Annotated in this window: 20 protein-coding genes; 6 read left to right on the top strand and 14 right to left on the bottom strand. The window is 69.4% G+C overall.

What is annotated here, in order from left to right; all coding sequences use genetic code 11:
* Positions 1–46: 46 nt before the first annotated feature.
* The gene (locus tag J9315_RS13720; protein WP_198500638.1) at positions 47–580 is read right to left on the bottom strand and encodes a type 1 glutamine amidotransferase domain-containing protein; all 534 of its coding nucleotides are present in this window, start codon (positions 578–580) and stop codon (positions 47–49) included.
* 230 nt (positions 581–810) lie between these two features.
* Positions 811–1,401 carry a TetR/AcrR family transcriptional regulator gene (locus tag J9315_RS13715; protein ID WP_198500639.1) on the bottom strand — a complete coding sequence of 197 codons (591 nt, stop codon included), beginning with the start codon at positions 1,399–1,401 and terminating at the stop codon, positions 811–813.
* Positions 1,402–1,618: 217 nt separating this feature from the next.
* Here J9315_RS13715 and J9315_RS13710 point away from each other — a divergent pair, with 217 nt between their 5' ends.
* Complete coding sequence (locus tag J9315_RS13710; RefSeq protein WP_211978047.1) at positions 1,619–2,116, top strand: hypothetical protein; 498 nt, start codon at positions 1,619–1,621, stop codon at positions 2,114–2,116.
* On the opposite strand, the gene J9315_RS13705 is transcribed toward J9315_RS13710, so the two are convergent.
* Positions 2,106–3,065 carry an NADP-dependent oxidoreductase gene (locus J9315_RS13705; RefSeq protein ID WP_198500641.1) on the bottom strand — a complete coding sequence of 320 codons (960 nt, stop codon included), beginning with the start codon at positions 3,063–3,065 and terminating at the stop codon, positions 2,106–2,108. The two genes, J9315_RS13710 and J9315_RS13705, sit on opposite strands and share 11 nt — an antisense overlap.
* Positions 3,066–3,254: 189 nt before the next feature.
* Here J9315_RS13705 and J9315_RS13700 point away from each other — a divergent pair, with 189 nt between their 5' ends.
* Both J9315_RS13700 and J9315_RS13695 read left to right on the top strand, forming a co-directional pair.
* Complete coding sequence (locus tag J9315_RS13700) at positions 3,255–3,653, top strand: YciI family protein (protein ID WP_198500642.1); 399 nt, start codon at positions 3,255–3,257, stop codon at positions 3,651–3,653.
* A 135-nt stretch (positions 3,654–3,788) separates the two neighbouring features.
* Entirely contained in the window at positions 3,789–4,463 is a 675-nt protein-coding gene (locus J9315_RS13695) for a DNA alkylation repair protein (protein ID WP_140955552.1), read from the top strand.
* A 61-nt stretch (positions 4,464–4,524) separates the two neighbouring features.
* Here the strand turns inward: J9315_RS13695 and J9315_RS13690 are convergent, their stop codons facing one another.
* The 3 genes from J9315_RS13690 to J9315_RS13680 form a co-directional block, all read right to left on the bottom strand.
* Positions 4,525–4,896, bottom strand: a complete 372-nt coding sequence (locus J9315_RS13690) for a transcriptional regulator (RefSeq protein ID WP_198500643.1) — start codon at positions 4,894–4,896, stop codon at positions 4,525–4,527.
* 29 nt (positions 4,897–4,925) lie between these two features.
* Positions 4,926–5,345 carry a hypothetical protein gene (locus tag J9315_RS13685; protein ID WP_198500644.1) on the bottom strand — a complete coding sequence of 140 codons (420 nt, stop codon included), beginning with the start codon at positions 5,343–5,345 and terminating at the stop codon, positions 4,926–4,928.
* Between the two features lie 131 nt (positions 5,346–5,476).
* Positions 5,477–5,926, bottom strand: coding sequence for an NAD(P)H-dependent oxidoreductase (locus tag J9315_RS13680; RefSeq protein ID WP_198500645.1), 450 nt, complete (start codon positions 5,924–5,926; stop codon positions 5,477–5,479).
* Positions 5,927–5,968: 42 nt separating this feature from the next.
* On the opposite strand from J9315_RS13680, the gene J9315_RS13675 reads away from it, so the two are divergent.
* From J9315_RS13675 to J9315_RS13665, 3 genes are all read left to right on the top strand, one after another.
* Positions 5,969–6,883, top strand: a complete 915-nt coding sequence (locus J9315_RS13675) for a Sir2 family NAD-dependent protein deacetylase (RefSeq protein ID WP_232623845.1) — start codon at positions 5,969–5,971, stop codon at positions 6,881–6,883.
* A gap of 20 nt (positions 6,884–6,903) precedes the next feature.
* Positions 6,904–7,482 (top strand): TIGR03085 family metal-binding protein, encoded by a 579-nt coding sequence (locus J9315_RS13670; RefSeq protein WP_140955476.1) that lies wholly within the window; start codon positions 6,904–6,906, stop codon positions 7,480–7,482.
* A 243-nt stretch (positions 7,483–7,725) separates the two neighbouring features.
* Complete coding sequence (locus J9315_RS13665; protein ID WP_198500646.1) at positions 7,726–8,208, top strand: DUF4190 domain-containing protein; 483 nt, start codon at positions 7,726–7,728, stop codon at positions 8,206–8,208.
* Between the two features lie 99 nt (positions 8,209–8,307).
* On the opposite strand, the gene J9315_RS13660 is transcribed toward J9315_RS13665, so the two are convergent.
* The 8 genes from J9315_RS13660 to J9315_RS13625 all read right to left on the bottom strand — a co-directional run bounded on the left by J9315_RS13660 (position 8,308) and on the right by J9315_RS13625 (position 14,375).
* A complete protein-coding gene (locus tag J9315_RS13660; RefSeq protein WP_198500647.1) occupies positions 8,308–9,930 on the bottom strand; it encodes a polyamine aminopropyltransferase in 1,623 nt (540 codons plus the stop codon).
* A 58-nt stretch (positions 9,931–9,988) separates the two neighbouring features.
* The gene (locus J9315_RS13655) at positions 9,989–10,417 is read right to left on the bottom strand and encodes a DUF350 domain-containing protein (RefSeq protein WP_198500648.1); all 429 of its coding nucleotides are present in this window, start codon (positions 10,415–10,417) and stop codon (positions 9,989–9,991) included.
* Positions 10,418–10,535: 118 nt separating this feature from the next.
* A complete protein-coding gene (locus J9315_RS13650) occupies positions 10,536–11,081 on the bottom strand; it encodes a hypothetical protein (RefSeq protein ID WP_198500649.1) in 546 nt (181 codons plus the stop codon).
* Positions 11,081–11,701 (bottom strand): DUF2617 family protein, encoded by a 621-nt coding sequence (locus tag J9315_RS13645; RefSeq protein WP_198500650.1) that lies wholly within the window; start codon positions 11,699–11,701, stop codon positions 11,081–11,083. Before J9315_RS13645 ends, J9315_RS13650 begins: the two co-directional genes overlap by 1 nt.
* A complete protein-coding gene (locus tag J9315_RS13640) occupies positions 11,701–12,324 on the bottom strand; it encodes a DUF4178 domain-containing protein (protein WP_232623846.1) in 624 nt (207 codons plus the stop codon). The genes J9315_RS13645 and J9315_RS13640 overlap by 1 nt, the downstream gene beginning before the upstream one ends.
* A 43-nt stretch (positions 12,325–12,367) precedes the next feature.
* Positions 12,368–13,408: a GNAT family N-acetyltransferase gene (locus tag J9315_RS13635; RefSeq protein ID WP_198500651.1), complete on the bottom strand. Its 1,041-nt coding sequence runs from the start codon at positions 13,406–13,408 to the stop codon at positions 12,368–12,370.
* 83 nt (positions 13,409–13,491) lie between these two features.
* Entirely contained in the window at positions 13,492–13,686 is a 195-nt protein-coding gene (locus J9315_RS13630; RefSeq protein WP_198500652.1) for a hypothetical protein, read from the bottom strand.
* The gene (locus tag J9315_RS13625) at positions 13,686–14,375 is read right to left on the bottom strand and encodes a DUF1707 domain-containing protein (RefSeq protein WP_198500653.1); all 690 of its coding nucleotides are present in this window, start codon (positions 14,373–14,375) and stop codon (positions 13,686–13,688) included. Before J9315_RS13625 ends, J9315_RS13630 begins: the two co-directional genes overlap by 1 nt.
* Between the last annotated feature and the right edge of the window lie 30 nt (positions 14,376–14,405).

Raw genomic sequence — 14,405 nt, 5'->3', positions numbered from 1 at the left:
AGTTCGCGCGCCGAGGCGGCTGGCTCAGCTCAATCCGCCAGCCGGTTCACTTGAGGGCATCGGCGATCGCGGCGTTGAACGCGTCGAGATCGCCGGGGTTGCGGGAGGTGATGAGGTTGCCGTCGACGACGACCTCGGAATCGCTCCAGTCGGCTCCCGCGTTCTCCAGATCGACCTTCGTCGACTCGAACGACGTGAGCTTCCGGTCCTTCGCGAGGTCGGCCTGCGCGAGGATCCACGGGGCATGGCAGATCGCGGCCACCGGCTTGTCGGCGGCGAAGAACGCCTTGACGAGAGCGACGGCGTCCTCATCGGTGCGCAGGGTGTCGGCGTTGATCGTGCCGCCGGGCAGGACGAGCGCGTCGTAGTCGTCGGCGTTCGCCTCGGCGACGGGCACGTCGACGGTGAACGTGTCGCCGTGGTCCCAATCGTTCTCCATCGCCTGCAGGGTGTTCTCCGAGGGCGAGATGATCACGGTCGTCGCGCCCGCCTCATCGAGTGCCGTCCGCGGACTCGTCAGCTCGACTTGTTCGACGCCGTTGGTGAGCAGGAATGCGATCTTCTTGTCGGATACGGCCATGGTGGCTCTCCTTCTCTGGTGCACTGCTGTCGGACACGGGCCGGCGCGATGCCGGTCGACCCGAAGGCTGCGCTTTGACGCAACTCGGGTTGTCTCCATTCAACAGCCTGACCCTGGGAGAACATTCCGAACATCGGCCGGCGGGTCAGGGCAGATGATCCGCGGCGTCCTGGTCAGAGCGTGGGGACCGCGCCGGTCGGGGCGGGGGCGCGAGATCCGCGGGGTCCCGGTCAGGGCGGGGGATCGCCGAGGCGGACGATCGCCTCAGCGGAGGCGGCGACAGCGTCGTCGACCCAGTCGGGGATCGCCGTGCCGATGAAGGGGCGGACGATGCCGTAGGGGGCCAGGCGCGTTCCCATCGAGAGGAGTTCGCGCCGGTGGGGCGTCGGGTCGCCGAAGCGCCGGGCGAGGAGGCCGTCCATCGCCGCGTCGATGTCGTCGTTGATGTGCGCGGCGTCGTCGCGGACGCCGAGCGGGCCCTCGGCGGCGAGTGCCGACTGACGGAAGAGGAGCATCGAACGCGCCTCCTCGGGGTGAGCGCGGCAGAACGCCGGGATGTGGCGCGCCGCGGCCCGTACGGCCTCGTGCGGATCGTCGAGGTCGTACGCGGCGAGGAGGCCGACGTGGAAGCGGCCGATCGAACGCAGCCAGAGGCGGGCGAAGACATCGTCACGGGAGGGGAAGCGGTGATAGATCGATCCCGTCGGGCCGCCGATGCTCCGGGCGACGTCGGCGATCGTCGCCCGGGGGCCGCTGACGGAGAGCGCATGAGCGGCTCCGTCGAGGATGTCGTCATCGGAGAAGCGCGCAGGTCTTGCCATGGCACCCGATCATAGCTAGTTTTAGAGCATGAGTTTTAGAACGAAGGATTTAAAACCGGCGAGGCGGGAGGCGGAGGACGGGGAGCCAGAAGGCAGGCGGTCAGGCAACCGGGAGCCGCAGAGCCGAGAGCCACGGAACCGAGAGCCGCAGAACCGAGAGATCCCCCGCTGGGCGCTCATCGCCGGCTGGGGCGCGCTCGTGCTCCCGCTGCCGAGCGTGGCTTGGCGGATCGCGCTGCTCGCCGGTCTCGATGTGGGATTCGGCCTCGCGGACGAGGTGCGGTTCTCCGCTGGCGGCGTCGTCTACGTCCTCGGCCTCGAGGTGCTCACGCTGCTCGTCGCCGTGGCGGGCTTCGGACTCATCCGGCCGTGGGGCGAGGTCGTTCCGCGGTGGGTGCCCCGCCTCGGCGGGAGGACGATCCCACCCCTGGTGCCGCTCATCGTCGGCGGCATCGGCACCGTGGTCCTGCTCGGGCTTATCGGGTCCGTGCTCGTGAAGTTCGTCCTCGCCTGGACCGGGGTCGTCCCCGGCTGGACGCCCGATGTGGGGATGAGCGCGGGGGAGCGGGCCGTCCTGCTGGCCTGCTACATCCCGTTCTTCGTCTGGCCCGTCGCGATCGCTGTCGCGCTTATCGGCTACGGGCGCAGACGCCTCGGGGCCCGGTCCGCGCGCGTGTCTGCGGACCGGACCCCGGGGTCGGCCGTCACTGTGTGAGGTAGTCCGTCTGCTCTGCGGTGAAGGGCTTCGGCTCCATCCGCAGCAGCACCTTCCCGACGGGGTGGCCGCCGGTGAGGAACCCGTAGGCGGCGCGGACGTCGTCGAGGTCGAACACCCCGCCGATGGGCACGACGACGTGGCCGTAGGCGATCGCCATCGCCAGCCAGGGGAGGTCGTCGCGGCGGGCCTTCGCCTGGCCGTCGGTGTGGACGCCGTACTTATCGGCGACCTGCGGGCCGGCGGCGATCGAGTTGATCCGCGCGGCGGGAACGCCGAGGCCGAGGAGCATCTCGATCTCATCCTCGCCGCGCGTCGAATACGCGGCCTGGATGCCGTCCGGGGCGGCTTCGCGCAGACGCTCCTCGAGCTCGGGACCGTATTCGACGGCGTCGATGCCGAGTCCGTCGAGCAGCTGGACGTTGCCGGGGCTCGTCGTGCCGATGACACGGGCGCCGAGGCCGAGGGCGAGCTGGGCGGCGATGATGCCGACCCCGCCCGAGGCGCCGGAGACGAAGATCGTCTCGCCGGCCTGCGGGGCGATCGCGCGGATGCCGGCGACCGCGGTGCTCCCGGCGACGTTGAGGCCGCCGGCGACATCGGTGCCCAGTCCCTTGGGGATCTTGTTGAGATGCTTGGCGGGATCCTTGACGAGGACGTAGTCGGCCTCCGACTGGTTGGGGACGCCGCCGAAGACGAGGTCGCCGGGGGAGAAGTCCTCGACGCCGTCGCCCACCTCGGCGACGACACCGGAGAAGTCCATGCCGAGGCCGCGAGTGCCGCTGCCGGACCCGAAGCTTCCCGAGAGGATCGCGAGGTCGACCGGGTTGAGGCCGGCGAAGCGGACCTGGACGCTCACCTGTCCCGGGCCGACCGTGGGGGACTCGACGTCGACGACCTCGAGTTCGTCGGTCGTGCCGTGATTGTCGTACTGGACGCGCTTGGTCATGCTGCACTCCTCAAATGGTGGGAATCGCTCGCGGTCGGGACCGTGGCGCAGGCTGAGCCCTGCACTGTCATCAACGACGCACACGCGGGTCGCATTCCCGGGACGCGGGCCTACCCTGGGAGGTGGGAAGGGGCAGATCGGGCTCGCCGAGGTGGTCCGGCGCTCCCGTGATCGGAGGAGGAGCCAGCGATGGCCAAGTACCAGATCTTCAAGCACTACCGGGGGACGCCGGAGTACATCGACTTCGTGCCCATGGACCAGTGGACGCCCGCTGAGGTCGACGCGCACGTCCAGTACATGAACGATTTCGCCGATCGGCTGCGCGAGTCCGGCGAATTCGTCGACTCGGCGGCGCTGTCGCCGGACGGCGCCTTCGTCCGGGCGTCGGGGCCGGACCTCTCCCCGGAGGTCAGGTCGCCGTTCCCCGATTCGAAGGACCTCGTCGCCGGGTGGATGATCATCGACGTCGCCGACTGGGATCGCGCGCTCGCGCTCGCCGCCGAACTCTCCGCGGCCCCCGGCTTCCAGGGTGCCCCGATCAACGAATGGCTCGAGGTCCGGCCCTACCTCGGCGACGACGCGCACTGACGGTTTGACGACGCGCGCTGACGGTGCGACGCCGGTGCGACGACGCGGAGTGACGGTGCGACGACGCGCGGCGAACACGCGATGTGGGGCAGAATGAGGGTGCGCGGCAATGGGAACGACAGCGAGGGGACGAGCATGGTCGAGGCGACGGTGGCTGGTGTCAGGGCGGAGCTCGCCGAGCTCGAGGACCCCAAGGCTCGTGCGGTCAATGAACGGCACGGCGACGACCACGGGGTCAACCTCACGAAGCTGCGCGGCATCGCGAAGGAGCTGAAGAAGAACGACGACCTCGCCCGGCAGCTGTGGGCGACCGGGGACACCGCCGCCCGCCTCGTCGCGATCCTCATCATGCGTCCGCGCAGCTGGGACGCGGCCGAGCTCGACGCGATGCTCCGGGAGTCGCGGGTGCCGAAGGTCCACGGGTGGCTCGTCAACTACATCGTCAAGAAGTCGAAGCACGCCGAGGCGCTGCGGACGACGTGGATGGCCGACCCCGATCCGGTTGTCGCCTCGGCCGGATGGGCTCTGACCTCGGAGAGGGTGGCGAAGGATCCCGAGGGCCTCGATCTGCCAGGCCTCCTCGACGTCATCGACGCCGAGATGAAGGAGGCACCCGAACGCCTGCAGTGGGCGATGAACGAGACGCTGGCGTCGATCGGCATCGAGAACCCCGAGCTCAGGGACCGTGCGCTCGAGATCGGCGAGCGCCTCGAGGTGCTCAAGGACTATCCGACGCCGCCGAACTGCACCTCGCCGTTCGCCCCGATCTGGATCACGGAGATCGTCCGCCGCCGCGCCGAGGGGAAGTGACGGCCGGCGCGACGATCGGGCGGACCGGCGACCGGACGACCAGCGTCTGACCGGCGCGGCCTCAGCGTCCGCTGGCGAGTTCGCGCAGCGCCTCGACGTGACCGTCGAGGCGGGCGGCGCCGTCCTTCGTGATCGAGACCCAGGTCCGCGGCCGTTTGCCGACGTAGCCCTTCGCGACCTCGACGAGACCGGCCTTCTCCAGTGCCGTGATGTGTCGGGAGAGCACGGAATCCGAGACTCCGAGCGAATCGCGCAGCAGCTTGAACTCCGCGCGATCGCGGTTCTTCAGGCTGGCGACGAGTCCGAGCCGGGTCGGGTTCCCGAGGTCCGGATCGATCCGGGAGAGGGTCTCGCCGAGGTGGGGGATCGTCTCCTCGGGCGCGGACTCCGAATCGGCTCCCGTGCCGTCGGTGGGGGCGGTGGAGGGGGTCATCGTGGTCTCCTCATTCGTCTCTGCGCGCCTCACCGGCGCAGTCCGATGAGAGCACCGAGGATGCCTGCGACCCAGACGACTCCGGCGGCGGCGACCGTCACCCACGATCCCGCGGTGAGGCTGTCGGCGATCACCCCGGCGATGAAGGCGAGGACGATGACCGGCAGCCAGGTCAGCAGCAGGAGCGTCGACCGGCGGCTCCAGCTCAGGGCGGAGACGAGGTAGACGACGAGCGCGGCGGCGAGCCACGCGGCGCTCGCCCCGAGGAGGGTGAGCTGGGTCGTCGAATCGTCGATGAGCGCCATTCCGACGAGCCCGATCGAGGCCGCGGCGCTGATGACGAGGAGGAAGAGGACGAGCGGCCACGCATCGGTGCTGCGGGCCTGCTTCTGCGTCGAATCGATCTGGGCGAGGAGGTCGGTGGCTTGCTGCGGGGTGGGCGTGGTCATGGCTGCTCCTTCGATGCGATTGCGGATCCGCCGAGGCGGCCGATCCAACGAGATGACCGTTGACTTCCGGTGGAAGTGATTTCACCCTACCAACTACTTTCTATATTGGAAAGTAGTTTCTCGGAGCAATCTCAGAGCGTCGAGGCGGCCACCGTCGCGGCGAGCTCCGTCGCGGTCTCGAGATGCTCCTCGTCGACCGCGCCGGTGAGGACGAGCGGATCGAAGACGAGCGACCATCCCAGCCCGGTCGTGATCTGCGTCATCGCGGTCTCCGCGCCGGTCGTGTCATAGCCGCCGTGTATCCAGTAGGAGAACGGCCGACCAGCCGTGGGCTCGCGCACCGCGTCGTACGTGGTGTCGAAGAAGTGCTTGAGCGCCCCGGAGATGTAGCCGAAGTTCGCTGTCGTCCCGAGCACGTAGGCGTCGGCGGCGAGCACGTCGTCGACGGTGGCCTCGAGGGCGGGTCTGACGGTGACGTCGATGTCGCCGAGCTCGGGCAGGCGCAGTCCGGCCTCGGCCGCCTCGGCGATTCTCTGCGTCGATGGTGACGGTGAGTGATGAACGAGCAGTACGCTGACCATACGGCCACGATAGACGCAGTCGATGGGGACTGGGGAGAGAGAATGAGCAAGGAGACCGAGGAGACCATGGCAGTCATCGTCGATCCGCTGCGCGGGCGCACCCGTCCGGTGGCCAGCCATACCGACTCCGAGATCATCGACGTCCTCACCACGGGGTACGACCCGAGCGACTGGGCGGTGCTCACCGGGGCGGGGATGAGCACGGATTCGGGAATCCCGGATTACCGCGGCCCCGATGCCGCGCCCCGCCGGCCGATGACGATCCAGAACTTCCTCTCCTCGCCCGAGCAGCGTGCTCGGTACTGGGCGCGGTCCTGGGTGGGCTGGCCGCGGATGGAGTGGGCGGATCCCAACCCCGGTCACCTCGCGCTCGCCCGTCTGCCGGTCGCCGGCATCATCACTCAGAACGTCGACGGGCTCCACCAGACCGCGGCGCGGGAGGTCGGCAGCCGGAGTCCCGTCATCGACCTCCACGGCAGCCTCGACCGAGTCGTGTGTCTGAAGACCGGCCACACCTTCGACCGCGACTGGGTGCAGGACGAGCTCACCGCCCTCAACCGCGATTTCATCGCGCTCACCGGCATCGATCCGATCGACGTCGAGACCGCACCCGACGGCGACGTCGACCTCGAGGAGACCGCGCACTTCCGGGTCCTCGACTGTCCGATCTGCGGCGGACTCCTCAAGCCCGATGTCGTCTACTTCGGCGACGCCGTCCCGCCCGATCGCGTTGCCGAGGCGAATCGGATCTCTGATTCGGCGGCGGGTCTCCTTGTTCTCGGATCGTCGCTCGCGGTGCTCTCGGGGCTGCGCTTCGTGCGGTCGGCGGCGAAGGAGGGCAAGCCGGTCGTCATCGTCACCGACGGCCCCACCAGGGGAGATGACCTTGCCGATTACCGGTCGATCTCCCGGGTCACCGACTTCGTCAGAGAGTGGGCGTCCAGAGAAATCCAATGAGGCAATGACAGACTGCCACCATGACCAGTCTTGCTCGCGCAGAACGACTGCGCCTCGTTGCCGCTGCCCGCGCCGCCGGTGAGGACGCGCCCACCCTCTGTGAGGGGTGGACGACCAGGGACCTCGCCACCCACCTCGTCATCCGCGAACGCGAACCCGTCGCGGCCATGGGGATCATGGTCCCCGCGTTCGAGGGCAGGCTCGAGGACAAGGAGCGCGACTACGCGTCGATGCCGTACTCCGAGCTGCTCGGCCTCGTCGCCGCCCCACCGAAGTGGACCCCGGGAGCGTGGCCCGGCGTCGGCTCGGTGATGAACACGACCGAATACCTCGTCCACCATGAGGACATCCGCCGTGCCGAACTCGAATGGTTCCCCCGCCGCCTCTCCCGGAAGGACAACGCGACCGTGTGGGCCCAAGCCCGGTTCGCGCTCCTGCCCTACGCGGCGAAGGCGAAGGGCCGCACCGTCATCGTCAGTCCCGGCTTCGGCACCCACGCCGCCGGCCGCGGAGAGACGACGACCGTGACCGGCGAACCCGTCGAGGTCCTCCTCTGGCTCCTCGGCCGCACCGACCACGCCCTCGTCGACGTGCGCTGAGACCCGCCGAGGCGGGGCGAAATGCCGGTGTTGACCGCCCGCCGAGGTGGTGCCGGGCGCCCGCCGAGGAGGTGTCGGGCGCGCGCAGAGGAGAGGCCGGGCGCCCGCCCGATGAGCCTGTCGGATGCGACCGGGGGAAAACCCCCGCCGAGGTCGACGGATAGGTCCCTTTCCCCTCACCGGTCCGGTTCCTAGGCTGAAGCCATCAGCCTGGAGTTCGGACCACACGAGAGAGGCACCGCGATGAGCACACCGGTCGCACCCCAACCCGACAATCGATTCGACCCGACCGGAACAGGCCAGCTGGGAGCCCGGCCGGACGTGACCGATCCCGACCGGCAGTCGGCCTACCCGCAGCGGCCCGACGCACCCCGGTCGTACGCCCAGGGGCCCTACGCCCAGCCGCATGCCGATCAGCCCTATCCCGATGAGCCCTACGCTGATCGGCTCTACCCGGCCCAGCGAGCGGCAGAGGATCCGGGCAAAGTGCTCGGCATCATCTCGCTCGTCGCGACCCTGTCGACGTTCATCGGCTTCAACTTCATCGGCCCGGCCATCGGCATCGTCACCGGGTACATGGCCCGTCGCGCCTCGAAGGAGGCGGGCTTCGGCGACAACGAGTTCGGCAAGTGGGGCTTCATCCTCGGCCTCGTCTTCATCGGCATCGCCGTCGTCGGCGGCTTCCTCGGCGTCTCGCTCAGCGTGCTCGCCGCGATGATGTCGTAGCCGCGATGATGTCCTAGCCGCGACCGCAGCAGAGGGCCCGCGCCCGGTCACCCCGACCGCGCGCGGGCCCTCTGCCGTGCTCAGCACCCGACCTTGCACTCAGTACCCGACCCAGGCTCCGCGCTCCTGGTCGAGGACCTTCGGGTGGAGGAGGGTCGAGGCTTCGACGTTCCTCACCGACGCACGGTCGCGGTCGGGCGGGAACGTCGTCGAGGCGCTGAGCACCTCGGGGGTGACGAACCTCAGATCCGTCGGCGCATCCGGCGCCAGGGCGACGATCGGACCGGTGCCGCCGTCGGTCCCCGCCGGAGTGCCGCTGCTGCCGGCATCCCCGGGAGCCGCGGCGAGGAAGTAGCCCCAGTCGCCGAAGCTCGGGACATCGACGTGGTACGGCGTCGTCGCCAGTCCCGCCTCGGTGACGGCCTGCCCGATTCCCCAGTACGCCTCCGGGGCGAAGTACGGGGAGCCCGCCTGGACGACGAGACGGGCCCCGGGGGCCATGACCTGCCTGATGAGCCCGTAGAACTCGACGCTGTAGAGCTTCGAGGTGGCGACGTCATCGGGGTCGGGCAGATCGGCGATGACGGCGTCGTAGGCCGGGTGCTCGGTCTCCCGCAGCCACGTGAACGCATCGGCGGCGACCGTCGTCACCCGCGGATCGTCGAGCGAGTTCTCATTCGAGGCCGTGAAGTGGGGCGAGGTGCGGGCGAGGTCGACGACGCGGGGATCGAGGTCGACGAGGGTGACGGTTTCGACGTCGGGGTACTTGAGGATCTCCCGCACGGCGAGCCCGTCGCCGCCGCCGAGGACGAGGACATTGCCGCGGGGCCCGTTCATCAGCGGATGGACGAGGGACTCGTGGTACCGGTACTCGTCGACCGAGGCGAACTGCAGGTCCCCGTTGAGATAGAGGCGGGTGTCACCGGTGCGCAGGGACTCGGTGACGACGATCTCCTGGTAGTCGGTGCGCTCGGAGACGACGATGGGGTCGCGGTAGAGGCGCTGCCGCGTCGTCACCTCGATGTCGTCGGTGAAGACCCACACGACGGTGAGGCCGCCGACGATGAGGACGAGGAGGCCGGCGAGCAGGACCCGGGTGCGGCGGGCCACCTCGGCGCGGAAGAGCCAGAGGACGATGAGGATGCCGACGACGGTGTTGGTGATGCCGACCGCGAGCGCCCCCTTCGTCAGCCCGAAGAGGGGGAGGAGGACGAACGGGAAGGCGAGTCCGCCGACGAGGCCCCCGACGTAGTCGGCGGCGAAGAGATCGGCGACGGCGCTCGAGGCCCGCTGCGCCCGGATGCGCTGGACGAGCTCCATGAGCAGGGGGATCTCCGCGCCGATGAGCGCTCCGATGAGGAACGCGAGCCCGACCATCGCCACCGTGTAGACGTCGGCGAAGGCGAAGGCGAGGTAGAGGAGGATGACGGAGAGGCCGCCGATGATGCCGAGGGCGGCTTCGATGAGGGCGAACGCGACGGCGGCGAAGCGGGTGAGGCGCTTCGTCGCGAGCGACCCAATGCCCATCGCGAAGACCATGACGGCGAGCACGATCGAGGCCTGGACGATCGTGTCGCCGAGGAGGTAGGACCCGAGCGCGACGAGCGCGAGCTCGTAGACCATCCCGCAGCTCGCGCAGATGAAGACGGCGAGAAGGACGAAGAAGCGGGCAGGACCCGGTTGCAGCGGGAGCGTCAGCGGTGCCGGTGCGGTCGTGCTCAATGCGGTCGCATCCTGCGGGCAGCGCCCGTGCCGGGCCGGGCAGACGGTGGGGCAGGGGTCACAGGAGTGCGGCGGCCATGATGCCGGCGATGCCGATGTGCGCCGAGGCGTTGACCCACACCTCGGGGTGGAGCGTGGTCGCGTTGACGATCTCACCGCGCTTGCCCGGGGTGAGGGCGTCGATGAGGAGGAAGCTCGCGGCCATGAGGATGATGCCGATGATGCCGAAGAGCAGCGTCGTGACGATGCCGGCGCCGAGGTCGTCGGCGCTCGCGCGGATCGCGGCGATGACGATGATCGCGACACCGAGGAGGTCGGAGGCGACGAGGACGGCGGCGTTCGGCGACTTCTGCTCCCAGAGCACGACGTGGAGCTTGCCCGGGGTGAGGAGGTCGACGACGAAGTAGCCGATGAACATGAGGAGGATTCCGCTCGCGGCATACGCGAGGACGACCCCGGTCTCGTAGAGGAGCATGTCGAGGATCATGGCTGCCTTTCCTGGTGCTGTCGTCGCTGGTTCGGTCGCTGTCTGGTCATCTGGCCGAGGTGGTTCGACCGGCCGGGGCGGCGCCTCGGGGTCGTGCCGCTCCTCTGGGTCGTGCCGCTCATTTGCCCGACCCCGGTCCGCCGCCGCGGAAGTTCGAGCCGTCCCCGTAGTTCGACCCGGTTCCGCCCGAGCCGCCGCCGAAGAAGAACGGGAAGAAGAAGAATCCTCCGCCGCCGGAGCGGGAGGCGTCGCATCCGACGTAGTCGTAGTTGTCGCCGTTCTTCACGTAGTCGCCCTGGCCGGGGTTCTCCACGTACTGGTTGTCGACGAGGTCGTAGTCCCCGCAGTTCGCGCCGCCCGAACTGCTCCCGCAGCTCTGGAACATCATCGCGACGAGGAGGAGGACGACGACGAGTCCGATGACGGCGCCGCAGCCGAAGCGGCGCGGCTTCCTCCCCGAGCCCCCACCCGAGCTTCCGCCGCCCCGTCCACCGGGGCCATTGCCGAAGGGACCGTTGCCGACGGGGCCGTTGCCACCTGGTCCGCCGCCCCGTCCGCCGGGGCCGTTGTCGAAGGGCCCGCCTCCGAACCGGTTGCCGCGGTTGTGCTCGGCGTCGAAGTCGAAGGAGCCGCCGCCGGTGGAGATGTTCGGATTGTTCGACATCACCGCCCACCCCTCGCCGAGGCGGTCGCCGGCTCCGGTGCGCCCGTGAGCGCGGTCGTCGTGCGGACGATCTCCGCGTGCTGCGGGTAGACGTGCCACGTCTCCCACGCGAGGTGGCCCTGGCCGGCGGTCGTGAGCGCGAGTGCGGTGAGCGCATCGCGGTCACCGGGGAACCGGGCGATGACGTGACGGTCATGGGCGCGGACACGATCGTGCACCTCGGCGACGGACGTGCGGAACTCCGCCGGATGCGCCGTGCGGGTGCACCGGAACTCATGGCGGGTCAACCCGGCCCACGCACCACGGGTCCGCACCGGGGCATCCCAGCTCGGCAGGGCCGTGACGGTGGTCGGTGCTTGAGCCGGCACCTCGGCCGGCGGGCACGCGAAGGTTTCGATGAGGAGGTCACGGGCCGCGGTGGCGAGGATGACCTGATGCGAGGAGCCGATGACGTGGAGCTCGAGCCGCAGCCCCGCACCGGTGACGCCCGCCGGCTGAAGGTCGACGATCTCACTGGCCAGCGGCGCGATCCGCGGACGGTCCAGGGAGAACCGGAGGTCGTCGGCGCTCGTGTCGGCGAAGGGGACGTCGACGGTGACGTGAGGGGCGGTCAGGCTCATCAGCTGCTCGAGTAGATCGTGAAGGAGCCGACGGGGACGGGTTCGCCGGTGCTGACCTCCCAGCGGCCGTGGTCGAAGCGCTCGAACGCCAGCAGCTTCCCGTCGGGGGACTCGTAGTCGACGTAGTCGAGGCCGCCCTTCTCGTTGAGCCCCGTCGTGCCCTCGGAGCGGTAGGTGGCGGTGCCGTGTTCGACGAGGCTGTAGTCGGTGCCGTCGATCGTGATCGACTTCGACGTCGGTTCGATGTCGAGGTCGGGTCGGTCGCGCCAGCGCGAGACCTGGAGGTCGGGGTCGTGCTCGACGGTCAGCCACAGGCGGGTCGCGGAGTCGTCGGACTGGAAGAAGTGCTCAGCCCAGTCGTAGCCGCCCTCGGAGATCCGCAGGGTGCCGCGCACGAAGTACTTCTCATTGCCGAACTCGAGGAGGTCGCCGGCCTTGATCTGGGCGGGGTCGCCGCCGGTGTTCTGGTCGGCGGCGAAGGGGTCGCGCGGGGTGCTCGGGGCAGAGTTCCGCGCCTCGCGCTCCCTCTGCGCCTTCTTCGCCCGCGACCGCACGATGAGGATCGTGACGATGACGACGATGATGAAGACGACGATCATGATGATGACGTTGGAGGAGGACACGGTAGCCTGCTTCGCTTCGATAGCCGGTGCGGTCAGAGTCAGTCTAATCGACAACCGGGCTTTCGAGAGCGGTCATCGTGTCGGCGACGACGAAGCCGAGCTCTGCGTTGAGCGCGAGCATCGCCTCATTGTCCGTGGCCGTGTACGTCTGCAGCCAGCGGACCGCGGCGGCCTCCGGGAGGTCGTGGAGCTGGCGCAGGTTCGCGATCTTCAGCGCCCGCCCGATGCCGCGGCCGCGGTACGCGCGGTCGACGAGGGTGTCCTCCTGGACGGCGATCTCCGGGGCGTGCCGGGAGACCATGATCTCCGTGTACCCGACGGCCAGCGGCTCGTCCCCGGTCATCTCCGCCATCGAGCTGACGAGGACCCAGCCCTGTTCGTCCATCCGCTCCTCATGGCTGCGGATCGCGGCGACGTCGGCGTGGTGGTCGGTGCGGGTGAGAGCGCCGAGGGGGACGTCCTCGTCCATCTGCTTGCGCAGGGTCGCCCACGCCTCGACGAGCTCCTCGGGGCACATGCCGATCCACGAGACGATCGACCAGTCGGGGTCGGGGTGGACCTCGGTGGGATCGGCGGGACCGACGTCGGGGGCCGGAGCGGCTCGGGACTTGTAGCGGTTGGCGTCGGCGTCGAGATAGGCGGGCAGGTCGAGGAGCAGACGCTGCTCGGCGTTGCCGACGTGCATGCCGCGGGATTCGGCGAAGGCGATGCCGGCAGGCGAATAGGTCTCCGTCTGGACGATCGTCGCCGCGGAGTCGCGGAGGATCCCATCGACCGCCTCGGCGATCGTCGTGCCGTGGCCCTGCCGGCGGTGGGCGGGGAGGACGGCGAGTTCGACGAGGGCGGGGGAGTCGGAGACGAGGGTGATCTCCGCCCCGCCGATCGCCTCGTCGCCGAGGCGGGCGAGCAGGGCGATGTCGGTCCTGTCGTGGCGGGGGTGGGCGAACTGGACGAGCATCGACTCCTCGCTCTGCCACCACACGGCGGTTCGATCGTCCGTGTAGCCCTCGCGCATGATCGTCAGCCACTGCCTGAGACCGTCGGCGTCGTCGGCGTCGAGGCGGGTCACGATGAGCTCAGCCATGCAATGAGTGCATCATGTGACGCGTGCCATTGCAAGGGTTATCCCCGGTCAGGTGGGGTGTTCGGGCAAATGCCCTTGCCGTGTCAGCGGTCCTTCGGGCCTGGGTGCGTGGGGCCCTTTCCGGGACGCTGCTCGCCGTCGTGGCCGTCCTTGGGCAGGCGGGAGCCGATGTGCGTGCCCGGCTTCGTCATCACCCGGTGGACGAGGAAGAAGCCCACGCTGAAGACGATGACGATGGCGATCGTGAGGAAGATGATGGCGCCGAGTCCCGGAGGCATCACTTGGCCAATCGCCGGCGGTCGAAGAAGTTCGCGTACCGGGCGCGGAAGCTGCCCATCCCGATCGACCCGCCGACGACGATGGTCGGGGCGCGTCCGGTGGGCACCGCGTCGACGAGGGTCTTGACCGAACCCCACGACTTCGAGAGATCCTCGACGTTGACGGCCCAGTCCTCGGGGACGACGACGATGAGCGAGCCCATCCCGGCGACGACCTCGATGTCGATCGTCGCCAGCGTCGTGTCGGCCTCGAGGAAGTTGAGCTCGATGTTCGACATCGACGGTTCGGCCCGGATGTAGGGCGGGACCTGCCAGCGGCCTCGGCGGTGCTCGGACTCCCACGTCGCCTTGACGACGAGCGGATCGGACGGATCCCAGCCGCGGGTCTGCTGATGGGGCGGGAGCCGGCGGGCCGGTGCGGAGGGCGGGGTTCGGCGGGCCACCTCGGTGCGGGGACGGTAGCGCTCCGAGGGCAGCTGAGTCGTGAGATCGGAGAGGACCTCATCGAGGTCGATGGGGAACTTCGCGCGCTGGACGAGCTCCATCCTCTCGTCGAGCTCCTCGACGGTGATCCGGCCGTCCCCGGCGGCTTCGCGCAGCATCTCGATCGCCTCGTCGCGCTCCTTGTGCCCGATCCGGAAGGTGCGGGCGGGATCGGAGTCCTCGGGCGGAGAGACGGCGTCGGTCATACGCACTATCGTGCCCGACATGGGGCCAGG

The sequence above is a fragment of the Brevibacterium sp. W7.2 genome (assembly GCF_018137945.1).
Taxonomy (GTDB): Bacteria; Actinomycetota; Actinomycetes; order Actinomycetales; family Brevibacteriaceae; genus Brevibacterium; species Brevibacterium sanguinis.
The sequence above is the reverse complement of the archived record's forward strand: the minus strand, read 5'-3'. Positions and strand labels throughout refer to the sequence as shown.

Bases quoted from the DNA above. Each gene is read 5' to 3' on its own strand.
- J9315_RS13705 (WP_198500641.1), bottom strand. From the start codon at position 3,065: ATGACCAAGCGCGTCCAGTACGACAATCACGGCACGACCGACGAACTC.
- J9315_RS13675 (WP_232623845.1), top strand. From the start codon at position 5,969: ATGAGCAAGGAGACCGAGGAGACCATGGCAGTCATCGTCGATCCGCTG.
- J9315_RS13685 (WP_198500644.1), bottom strand. From the start codon at position 5,345: ATGACCACGCCCACCCCGCAGCAAGCCACCGACCTCCTCGCCCAGATC.
- J9315_RS13650 (WP_198500649.1), bottom strand. From the start codon at position 11,081: ATGTCGAACAATCCGAACATCTCCACCGGCGGCGGCTCCTTCGACTTC.
- J9315_RS13635 (WP_198500651.1), bottom strand. From the start codon at position 13,408: ATGGCTGAGCTCATCGTGACCCGCCTCGACGCCGACGACGCCGACGGT.
- J9315_RS13625 (WP_198500653.1), bottom strand. From the start codon at position 14,375: ATGACCGACGCCGTCTCTCCGCCCGAGGACTCCGATCCCGCCCGCACC.
- J9315_RS13680 (WP_198500645.1), bottom strand. From the start codon at position 5,926: ATGGTCAGCGTACTGCTCGTTCATCACTCACCGTCACCATCGACGCAG.
- J9315_RS13690 (WP_198500643.1), bottom strand. From the start codon at position 4,896: ATGACCCCCTCCACCGCCCCCACCGACGGCACGGGAGCCGATTCGGAG.
- J9315_RS13645 (WP_198500650.1), bottom strand. From the start codon at position 11,701: ATGAGCCTGACCGCCCCTCACGTCACCGTCGACGTCCCCTTCGCCGAC.
- J9315_RS13655 (WP_198500648.1), bottom strand. From the start codon at position 10,417: ATGATCCTCGACATGCTCCTCTACGAGACCGGGGTCGTCCTCGCGTAT.
- J9315_RS13700 (WP_198500642.1), top strand. From the start codon at position 3,255: ATGGCCAAGTACCAGATCTTCAAGCACTACCGGGGGACGCCGGAGTAC.
- J9315_RS13665 (WP_198500646.1), top strand. From the start codon at position 7,726: ATGAGCACACCGGTCGCACCCCAACCCGACAATCGATTCGACCCGACC.
- J9315_RS13715 (WP_198500639.1), bottom strand. From the start codon at position 1,401: ATGGCAAGACCTGCGCGCTTCTCCGATGACGACATCCTCGACGGAGCC.
- J9315_RS13720 (WP_198500638.1), bottom strand. From the start codon at position 580: ATGGCCGTATCCGACAAGAAGATCGCATTCCTGCTCACCAACGGCGTC.
- J9315_RS13695 (WP_140955552.1), top strand. From the start codon at position 3,789: ATGGTCGAGGCGACGGTGGCTGGTGTCAGGGCGGAGCTCGCCGAGCTC.
- J9315_RS13630 (WP_198500652.1), bottom strand. From the start codon at position 13,686: ATGCCTCCGGGACTCGGCGCCATCATCTTCCTCACGATCGCCATCGTC.
- J9315_RS13670 (WP_140955476.1), top strand. From the start codon at position 6,904: ATGACCAGTCTTGCTCGCGCAGAACGACTGCGCCTCGTTGCCGCTGCC.